This window comes from Pseudomonas edaphica, from assembly GCF_005863185.1.
In the GTDB taxonomy this organism is placed as follows: domain Bacteria; phylum Pseudomonadota; class Gammaproteobacteria; order Pseudomonadales; family Pseudomonadaceae; genus Aquipseudomonas; species Aquipseudomonas edaphica.
On record NZ_VBVZ01000223.1, the window covers coordinates 1 to 9300 of the forward strand.

At 61.2% G+C, this 9300-nt stretch carries 7 protein-coding genes; 2 read left to right on the forward strand and 5 right to left on the reverse strand.

Translation table 11 applies throughout. The annotated features are described in order from the left end of the window. Positions 1-60: 60 nt before the first annotated feature. From FEM54_RS16075 to gap, 5 genes are all read right to left on the reverse strand, one after another. Positions 61-669, reverse strand: a complete 609-nt coding sequence (locus FEM54_RS16075; protein ID WP_138451863.1) for a biliverdin-producing heme oxygenase — start codon at positions 667-669, stop codon at positions 61-63. A gap of 135 nt (positions 670-804) precedes the next feature. Further along, positions 805-3369 (reverse strand): TonB-dependent receptor, encoded by a 2565-nt coding sequence (locus FEM54_RS16080; protein WP_138451865.1) that lies wholly within the window; start codon positions 3367-3369, stop codon positions 805-807. 115 nt (positions 3370-3484) lie between these two features. Beyond that, complete coding sequence (locus FEM54_RS16085; RefSeq protein WP_138451867.1) at positions 3485-4453, reverse strand: FecR family protein; 969 nt, start codon at positions 4451-4453, stop codon at positions 3485-3487. A 74-nt stretch (positions 4454-4527) separates the two neighbouring features. Continuing rightward, entirely contained in the window at positions 4528-5046 is a 519-nt protein-coding gene (locus FEM54_RS16090; RefSeq protein WP_056858662.1) for an RNA polymerase sigma factor, read from the reverse strand. A 209-nt stretch (positions 5047-5255) separates the two neighbouring features. Continuing rightward, a complete protein-coding gene (gene gap / locus FEM54_RS16100; protein WP_138451871.1) occupies positions 5256-6257 on the reverse strand; it encodes a type I glyceraldehyde-3-phosphate dehydrogenase in 1002 nt (333 codons plus the stop codon). A gap of 221 nt (positions 6258-6478) precedes the next feature. Between gap and edd the strand changes: the two genes are divergently transcribed. Then, positions 6479-8305 (forward strand): phosphogluconate dehydratase, encoded by a 1827-nt coding sequence (edd, locus tag FEM54_RS16105; RefSeq protein ID WP_138451872.1) that lies wholly within the window; start codon positions 6479-6481, stop codon positions 8303-8305. Next, positions 8302-9258: a glucokinase gene (locus tag FEM54_RS16110; RefSeq protein WP_138451875.1), complete on the forward strand. Its 957-nt coding sequence runs from the start codon at positions 8302-8304 to the stop codon at positions 9256-9258. The genes edd and FEM54_RS16110 overlap by 4 nt, the downstream gene beginning before the upstream one ends. Positions 9259-9300 lie beyond the last annotated feature (42 nt).

Here is a 9300-nt window from a genome sequence, read left to right on the forward strand (position 1 = left end):
GAGTTGATGCTATCGCAGGCAAGCCAGCTCCCACAACAAGCCAGCTCCCATCGTGGCCTGTTACGCCAGTTCAGGGGCGCTAGCGTACGCCTGTTCCAGCAGCACGGTGAAGCGCACAAACGCATCGATTGCACCTTTCTCCACCGCCGCTTCTTCTTCGGCGCTGAACGCCAGGCCGTCGAGGGTGCGGGTGAAGCGCTTCCAGCCTTCAGCGCGGCCACCGGCCGGCTCGCCCAAGTGACGGGCACCGAAGGTTTCGCTCAGGCCCAGGCCCACGGCGCGCTTGATCAGGAACGCCGCGCCCAGCTTGGAGCCTTCGGACACGAACAACCAGCCCAGGGCTTCGGCTTTGCTCGGGTTTTTCACGGCGCCGGCAACCGGTGCTGGCACGTCGGTTTCCAGGTCGGCCAGGTCTAGTTTGGCGGCGTCGGCGCGGCAGCGCTCAGCCAGGTCTGGGACGATCTTGATCAGCTCGGGGTCGTTGTACAGCGCCACCAGTTCTGACTGGAACAGGTACTGCGCCACCACAAAACGGGCGAAGTTGGCTGGGGTTTCAAACGGCGCGTGGGCTTTGACCAGCGCGTCGAGCTTGGTGTGTGGCGCGTGGGTGATCTGGTTCAGGCGCTGGGAGCGCAGGTTTGGGCGTTCTGCGGTAGGAGAAGCGGTCATCGAAAAAATCCTTGAGAAGGGGCGCGCCTGGGTGCTCTAAAGAGAGCTGTTATCAACTAGACGAACAAGAAGACGCGGCACAGTAAAAAAACCTCACCTCGCCGCTGATAAAGGGCGGCAAGGTGAGGGCGGCTGTCAGATGTCCCAGATCAGGTTGATCGCGAAGTTGCGACCCGGCTGAGTCAGGCGGTCGAGGTTGGCCGGCGCGGTCACGCCGGCTTCGCCGACGCCGTCGTAGCTGCGCACGTCATCCCAGTTCCAGTACTTCTTGTCGGTGAGGTTGTAGAGGCCGCCGTTGATGGTCACGTCGTTGGTGACTTTGTAGAAACCGGTGAGGTCGACGATGCCAAAGCCTGGGGTCTTGAACGGAGCGCTGGTGCTGCCATCCGGCGCGTGGAAGGTGGTGCTGTCGACACGGTTCTGTTTTTTCACCAGCGTCCAGCTGACCAGCGCGCCGTATTGCTCCTGCTCGTAGCCCAGGCCGAATACGCCTTTAAGCGGGTTGACGCTGTTGAGCGGCTCGCCGTTGTCGTCGTTGCGGCCGTAGGTGTAGCCCACCGAGCCCTGTGTGTAGAGACCTTGTGGCGCTCCGAACGCATCGAGGTTCAGGCGGCCTTTGGCCTCAACCCCCTTGATGGTGGCGTGCTTGATGTTGTTGGCTTCGAAGGTTTGGATGTCGCCGCCGGCGACCGAGGCGTCTTCGTCGATAAAGTCGCGGTACTTGTTATAGAACACCGCGATGTCGAAGGAGCCTTCATCGAACTGGCCACGAATCCCGGTCTCGATGCCCTTGCTGGTTTCCGGCTTGAGGTTCGGGTTTGGCTCGACGGTGTAGCCCAGGTTGAGGTTTTCAAAACGGCCATACAGCGCTTTGGCCGACGGGGTGCGGAAGCCCTCGGCGTACTGGCCGAACCAGGTGTATTGATCGGTCAGCGCATAGGTCAGGCCGAATTTTGGCGTGACGCGGTGCCAGGTTTTTTCTTTGTCGCTGACCGGGTAGGCGCCGGTGGGGTTGACGGTGTTGAGGAATTCCTGGGTCAGCTTGGGCTTGAGCCGGGTGTAGTCGTAACGTACGGCGGGCAGGAAGGTCCATTTGTCCCAGTTGATCTGGTCCTGGGCGAACAGCGAGTAAGTGTTGATGGTCGGGTCCGGGAAGTCGCTGGACTTTTTCACGCTGTCGCCGGCAGACGGGCTGGGCGCGCCGATCGCCGTGCAACCTGAGCCGACGGCGAGGCAGTAGGCCGAGCCTTCGCGCGAGCCGCTGACTTTCTGCTGCTTGAGGGTGGTGCCGTAAGTCACTTGGTGATCGGTTTCACCGAGGCTGAACGCCTTGTCCAGCTGTGCGTCGAAGACCCACTGTTTTTCTTCGTACAGGGTGTCGCGGGTGCGCATGACGCGGCGCGATGGCTGGTAGATTTCAGCGGTGCTCTGGTCAGTCTTGGCAATCTGGTAGTTGAGGCTGGTCTTGATCTGATCGGCTATCGGCGAGTCGAGGGCAAAGCGGTTTTCGATGCCGAAGCGTTCACGGGTGATGGTGTCGTTACCCGAACGCCCACGGTAGAAATTAAAGCCACGCCCGCCGACGAAGGGGCCGCCCACGGCGTTCTTCAGATTGACGTCGCGATCATCCTTGAACTTCTCGTAGGTCAATCCCAGCCGATTGTCATCGCCATAATTCCAACCCATTTTCGCCAGGATATTGGTGGTGCGCGCATCTTCCGGGTTGGCGCCGGTACGGGCCAGGCCTGTGGCGTTGTTGCCGTCGTAGGACTCCATTTCATGGCCATTGCGCTGGCTCAGGTGCAGCAAACCGTCGAAGTCCTGCACGCGGCCGGCGACGGTGCCGGAGGTCAGCCAGCTGTCGTCGGCGGAGCTGTAGCCGGTTTTGAGGCGGGCGCCGACGTCCTGGCCGGGCTTGATGATGTCGTCCGGGTCGAGGGTGAAGTAGCTCACCGCGCCGCCGATGGCGCTGCTGCCGTACAGTGCCGAGGCTGGGCCGCGCAGGATCTCGACGCGCTTGACGATTTCCGGGTCGACATAGTTACGGCGGGTTTTGGCGTACGGGCCGTTGAAGAAGTTGTCCGGCACTTCCACGCCGTCCACTTGAGTGAGGATGCGGTCGCCGTCGATGCCGCGAATGTTGTAGCCGGCGTTGCTGGCGCGGGTGCCTGCGCCGCCGACCGACACGTTGGGCTCGTAACGCACCAGTTCACGGATGGTGTTCACGTTCTGGCGGTCCAGCTCCTCACGCGCATGCACAGTAACGGTGCTTGGCACGCTGTTGACGTCCTGCTCACTGCGGGTGGCGCTGATGGTCACCTGCTGCAGATTGAGCGTGCTGCCCGCTGGGCGCTTTTCCAGCACGATGTTGTTATTGCCCAGTTTGCGGTAGCTCAGGTTGGTGCCCAGCAACAACCGGTCCAGGGCTTTTTCCGGCGAGAGTGCGCCGCGCACGCCGGGGGACGACACACCCTGGCCAAGCTCTGCCGGCAAGCCGACTTGCCAGCCGGTAACGCTGGTAAAGGCATTCAACGCCGACACCAAGGGCTGCTGTTCGATACTGAAACTGTAATTGCCGTGGCTGCGTGCAGCCGGTTCGGCGGCAGTGGCGGCCATCACCGGCGCGCTGGCCAGCAGGATGGCGGCGGTGAGCAAGGACAGAACGGGCGAAGAGGACCGGCGGTTGAAACGAGAGGACATCGAGAGCGCTCCGGGGATACGAATCTTATAGTTGCGAGCTGATCAAATAGGAATCAGTTGCATTGGCTATAACGAGACGAACCGCCGGTTACTATCGAGTAAAAATAATTCTCATTTAGTTCAAGATGACCAGCGCTGGATATTCGGAGAGCTTGGCCGAGGTGATGTGCGCCAGGGAGCGCACCACATCCAGCGGTTGGTCGAGGCGGTAATTGCCGGTGACGGCCACGCTTGCGAGCTGGTTGTTGGTGTTGACGATCCAGCCGGGGTAATAGCGACGCAACTCGGCGAGCACTTCGCTCATCGGGCAGTTTTCGAATACCAGGCGGCCCTGGACCCACGCCAAGTCTTTACTCGCATCCAGTTTGGCCGGTTGGCCGAAGCCTTTGGGGCCGATGCGGATACTCTCTCCGGCGCTCAAGCGCACGCGGGCATCGTCAAAGGTGTTGCTCAAGTCCACATCGCCGCGCTGCACCTGCACCTGGGCTTCGCCATTGAGGTAGCGCACGGCGAAGTCGGTGTCGCGCACGCTGGCGCGCACGGGGCCGGCGTCAATCTCCAGCGGCAGGCCACGGCTGGGCGCCACCTCAAAGAAAGCTTCGCCCTGGAACAGTCGGGCGACGCGCTGGTGGTCCTTGATGCTGCTGGAAAACGCCGAATTGGTGTTCAGTAACACTTTGGAGCCGTCATCCAATTGCAGGCGCTGGCGTTCACCGACCACGGTGAGGTGGTCGGCCTGCAGTCGCACGGGCAGGTTGCTGAAGCTGAACAGACCGATCAGCAGCACAGCGGCGGTGGCCAGGGGTTTCCAATGCGGCTTGATACGCCGCCACGCGCTGGGTTTGCGCGGCACTGCCAAGGCCACGGCGGCGCTGCGAACCGGCGCGCCGCCCCAGGCGGCCTGGGCCTTGCTGAAGGCGAGCAGGTGCGCCGGGTCGCTGGCAAGCCAGGCATCAAACTCGGCTTGCTGCCCGGGTTGCGGGCATTGCAAGGCAATCAGCCAATCGAGGGCTTGGTCCATGGCCGTGTCTTGCAGCACCTCATGAGCCAGCTCATGGGGGCGCAGCTTATTCGGGTCCGTCACGGTGTTCCTCGGGTCTTCGCCACGTTCTATTCATCGTTCCTACAGCCTGGGTCGACACCTCTGTCGGGTGAAGCTTAAGGCTGATCCAGCCGTTCGGCCACTCCTACACAGATAGCCATGATCAATTTCAGTTCCTTTTGCACCGTGCTCAAGGACACTTGCAACTGATCAGCAATCTCCTGGTAGCTGCAACCGTGCAGGCGGCTGAGGATGAAAATCTGCTGTTGGCGGGCACTCAGCTGGCCGAGGCTGACGCTCAGGTGTTCGAGCAATTGCTCGGCCTGGGTGGCGTCCTCGGGCGTGCTGATCGGCGCGGCGACGCTCTGCAGTACGTCCAGCGGCACATCTTCTTGCAGTGTGCGGGCCTGGATGCGGCGCGAGCGCAGATGGTCCAGCGCCAGGTTGCGCGCGGTTTGATAGACGAAGGGTTCAAGGTGATCGATCGGCCGCTCGCTGAGCGCCCGCGTGACGCGCAGGTAGGTTTCCTGCAACAGGTCTTCGGCGGTGCTGTGGTTATTCACCATCCGCTGCAGAGTGCGTAGCAGAATCACCCGTTGGGTGAGAAAGACTTGGTTGAAGCGAGATTGGCTCACAGTGATACCAGACCGGTTTGCAGTTAATGATAATGCTTATCATCAACTCAAATGGCAAGTGGCACTTTGAGATGCTGCGTCGACTCCTGTGGGAGCTGGCTTGCCTGCGATGCAGGCGCCCTGGTCTTTCAGACAGACCGCGGTGATGCTATCGCAGGCAAGCCAGCTCCCACACAAGCCAGTCCACACAATGGAACAACCGGGTCGGTTTACTCGGCGTTGTAGAGCGCCAGGCAGTTATCCAGCATACGGTTGGAGAAGCCCCACTCGTTGTCATACCACGCCAGCACTTTGAGCAACTTGCCACTGACCTTGGTGTGATTGGCATCGAAAATCGACGACAGCGGGTTATGGTTGAAGTCACTGGAAACCAGCGGCAGGGTGTTGTAGCCGAGGATCTTCGAATGCTGGCTGGCTTCTTTCAGCAGTGCGTTGACTTGCTCGGCGGTGGCTTCTTTTTTCAGCGTCACGGTGAGGTCCACCAGCGACACGTTGATCACCGGCACACGCACGGCCATGCCGGTCAGCTTGCCTGCCAGTTCCGGCAGTACCAGGCCGACCGCTTCAGCGGCGCCGGTCTTGCTCGGGATCATGTTCTGGGTGGCCGAACGCGCGCGGTACGGGTCGGTGTGGTACACGTCGGTCAGGTTCTGGTCATTGGTGTAAGCGTGAATGGTGGTCATCAGGCCGCTTTCGATGCCCAGCTCGCGGTGCAGCACCTGAGCCACGGGCGCCAGGCAGTTGGTGGTGCACGAAGCGTTGGAGATGATCTGGTGCGATTGACGCAAAATGTCATGGTTTACCCCGTAAACCACGGTGGCGTCCGCGCCTTTGGCCGGGGCCGAGATGATCACCTTGCGGGCGCCGGCGGTAATATGAGCGGCAGCCTTGTCGCGGTCGGTGAACAGACCGGTGCATTCGAACACTACGTCGATCTTGTGCGCAGCCCACGGCAGGTCGGCCGGGTTGCGAATGGCACTGACGGCAATCCGGTCACCATTGACGGTCAGGCTTTCCTGATCGTGGGCGACCTCTGCATCGAAAGTGCCATGCACGGTGTCGTATTTGAGCAGGTGGGCATTGATCGAGCTGTCGCCCAGATCATTGATGGCGACGATCTGCAAATCCTGGCGGTAGCCTTGGGTATACAGTGCGCGCAGGACATTACGGCCGATACGGCCAAAACCATTGATTGCGATACGAAGAGTCATTGGAAAGTGCCTGTCGTCGATTTGTTGTAAGAATTACAAGATTATTCGCATAAAAATAGAAAACAAGCCTTTTTAGTGGCAATATTTTGTTCAATCTACAACGAGTGACCTGAATCAACTGGTCCGATGATTCAAACGACACCCTGCCATCCCATGAGCTGCGGGCGTTTGATCAGCATAGACTCTCAGGTCGCCACATCCGTTAGCCTGGAGTTCTATACATGCATCCCCGCGTTCTTGAGGTCACCGAACGGCTTATCGCCCGCAGTCGTGCAACCCGCGAGGCTTACCTTGCGCTCATTCGTGGCGCGGCCAGCGACGGCCCGATGCGCGGCAAGCTGCAATGCGCCAACTTTGCCCACGGCGTGGCCGGCTGCGGCACTGAAGATAAAAATAGTCTGCGTATGATGAATGCCGCCAACGTGGCAATTGTTTCGTCATATAACGACATGCTCTCGGCGCACCAGCCGTACGAACATTTCCCGGAACAGATCAAGAAAGCCCTGCGCGAAGTCGGCTCGGTCGGCCAGTTCGCCGGTGGCACGCCCGCCATGTGCGACGGCGTGACCCAAGGCGAGCCCGGCATGGAGCTGAGCCTGCTGAGCCGCGAAGTCATCGCCATGTCGACGGCGGTAGCGCTGTCCCACAACATGTTCGATGCCGCGCTGATGCTGGGCATCTGCGACAAGATTGTGCCGGGCCTGATGATGGGGGCGCTGCGCTACGGCCACCTGCCGATGATCTTCGTGCCGGGCGGCCCTATGCCATCGGGCATCTCCAACAAGCAGAAAGCCGACGTGCGCCAGCGTTATGCCGAAGGCAAGGCTACCCGTGAGGAACTGCTGGAATCGGAGATGAAGTCCTACCACAGCCCCGGCACCTGCACCTTCTACGGCACCGCCAACACCAACCAGTTGCTGATGGAAGTGATGGGCCTGCACCTGCCGGGCGCTTCGTTCGTCAACCCGTACACGCCGCTGCGTGACGCGCTGACCCGCGAAGCCGCGCACCAGGTCACGCGCCTGACCAAAGCCAGTGGCGACTTCACGCCGATTGGCGAGATCGTCGACGAAAAATCCATCGTCAACTCCATCGTCGCCCTAAACGCTACGGGCGGTTCTACCAACCACACCCTGCACATGCCGGCCATCGCCATGTCGGCGGGCATCATCCTCACCTGGCAGGACATGGCCGACCTCTCCGAGGTGGTGCCGACCCTGTCCCACGTGTATCCAAACGGCAAGGCCGACATCAACCACTTCCAGGCAGCGGGCGGCATGTCGTTCCTGATCCGCGAACTGCTCGAAGCCGGCTTGCTCCATGAGGATGTGAACACCGTGGCGGGCAAGGGCTTGAGCCGTTACACCCAGGAACCGTTCCTGGTCGACGGCGAGCTGATCTGGCGCGACGGCCCGATCGAAAGCCTCGACGAAACCATCCTGCGCCCCGTAGCCCGTGCGTTCTCGCCGGAAGGCGGCTTGCGCGTGATGGAAGGCAATCTCGGGCGTGGTGTGATGAAGGTTTCGGCCGTGGCGCCGGAGCATCAGATCGTCGAAGCACCGGCCGTGGTGTTCCAGGATCAGCAGGATCTGGCCGATGCATTCAAGGCCGGCCAGCTGGAAAAAGACTTTGTCGCGGTGATGCGCTTCCAGGGGCCGCGCTCCAACGGTATGCCGGAACTGCACAAGATGACACCGTTCCTCGGTGTGTTGCAGGACCGTGGCTTCAAAGTTGCGTTGGTAACAGACGGGCGTATGTCTGGCGCGTCGGGTAAGATCCCCGCCGCGATTCACGTCAACCCCGAAGCCCAGAGCGGCGGGCCGCTGGCGCGGGTCAAGGATGGCGATATCATTCGCGTCGATGGCGTGAAGGGCACCCTGGAGCTTAAGGTGGACGCCGAAGAATTTGCAGCGCGCACGCCTGCCACGGGCCTGTTGGGCAACAACGTGGGGGCCGGTCGCGAGCTGTTTGCATTTATGCGCTTGGCCGCAAGCTCCGCAGAGCAGGGCGCCAGCGCCTTTACCTCTGCCTTGGAGACGCTTAAGTGAAGCTTGCGCTGGTCGGTGACATTGGTGGTACCAACGCCCGTTTTGCGTTGTGGCGGGATCAGGAACTGCATTCGATCCGCGTGCATGCCACGGCGGACCACCACAGCCCTGAGGAGGCCATCAAGGTTTACCTCAAGGAGGAAGGCCTGGAAATCGGGGACATCGGCGCGGTGTGCCTGTCAGTCGCGGGGCCGGTGAGTGGCGATGAATTTAAATTCACCAACAATCACTGGCGGCTGAGCAAAACTGCGTTTTGCAAAACCCTGCAGGTCGATGAGCTGCTGCTGGTCAATGACTTCACGGCCATGGCCCTGGGCATGACGCGGCTCAAACCCGATGAATTCCGTGTGGTGTGCCAAGGCACGCCGGAGCCGTTGCGCCCAGCCGTGGTGATCGGCCCGGGCACTGGCCTGGGTGTGGGCACCTTGCTGGATTTGGGCGAAGGCCGTTACGCGGCGTTGCCAGGGGAGGGTGGCCATGTCGACCTGCCGCTGAGCAGCCCGCGTGAAACCCAGTTGTGGCAGCACATCTACAGCGAGATTGGCCACGTCAGCGCCGAGACCGCCTTGAGCGGTGGCGGCCTGCCCCGTGTGTACCGCGCCATTTGTGCGGTCGACGGGCACACGCCGGTGCTGGACACGCCCGAAGCCATTACGGCCGCGGGCCTGGCCGGCGACCCGGTGGCCATGGAAGTGTTGAACCAGTTCAGTATCTGGCTGGGCCGTGTGGCCGGTAACAACGTGCTGACCACCGGTGGGCGTGGTGGTGTGTACATCGTGGGCGGGGTGATTCCGAGGTTTGCCGACTTCTTTATCAACAGCGGTTTTGCCAAGAGTTTCAGCGACAAGGGCTGCATGAGCGACTACTTCAAAGGCATTCCGGTGTGGTTGGTGACGGCGCCGTATTCCGGGTTGACCGGGGCCGGTGTTGCGCTTGAACAGGCTTTTGCGTAGGGGCTGATGGCCTCATCGCAGGCAAGCCAGCTCCCACAGTTG

What these genes read in the sequence shown, in the direction of transcription:
- edd (WP_138451872.1), top strand. Translation starts at nt 6,479, where the DNA reads ATGCATCCCCGCGTTCTTGAGGTCACCGAACGGCTTATCGCCCGCAGT.
- FEM54_RS16075 (WP_138451863.1), bottom strand. Translation starts at nt 669, where the DNA reads ATGACCGCTTCTCCTACCGCAGAACGCCCAAACCTGCGCTCCCAGCGC.
- FEM54_RS16080 (WP_138451865.1), bottom strand. Translation starts at nt 3,369, where the DNA reads ATGTCCTCTCGTTTCAACCGCCGGTCCTCTTCGCCCGTTCTGTCCTTG.
- gap (WP_138451871.1), bottom strand. Translation starts at nt 6,257, where the DNA reads ATGACTCTTCGTATCGCAATCAATGGTTTTGGCCGTATCGGCCGTAAT.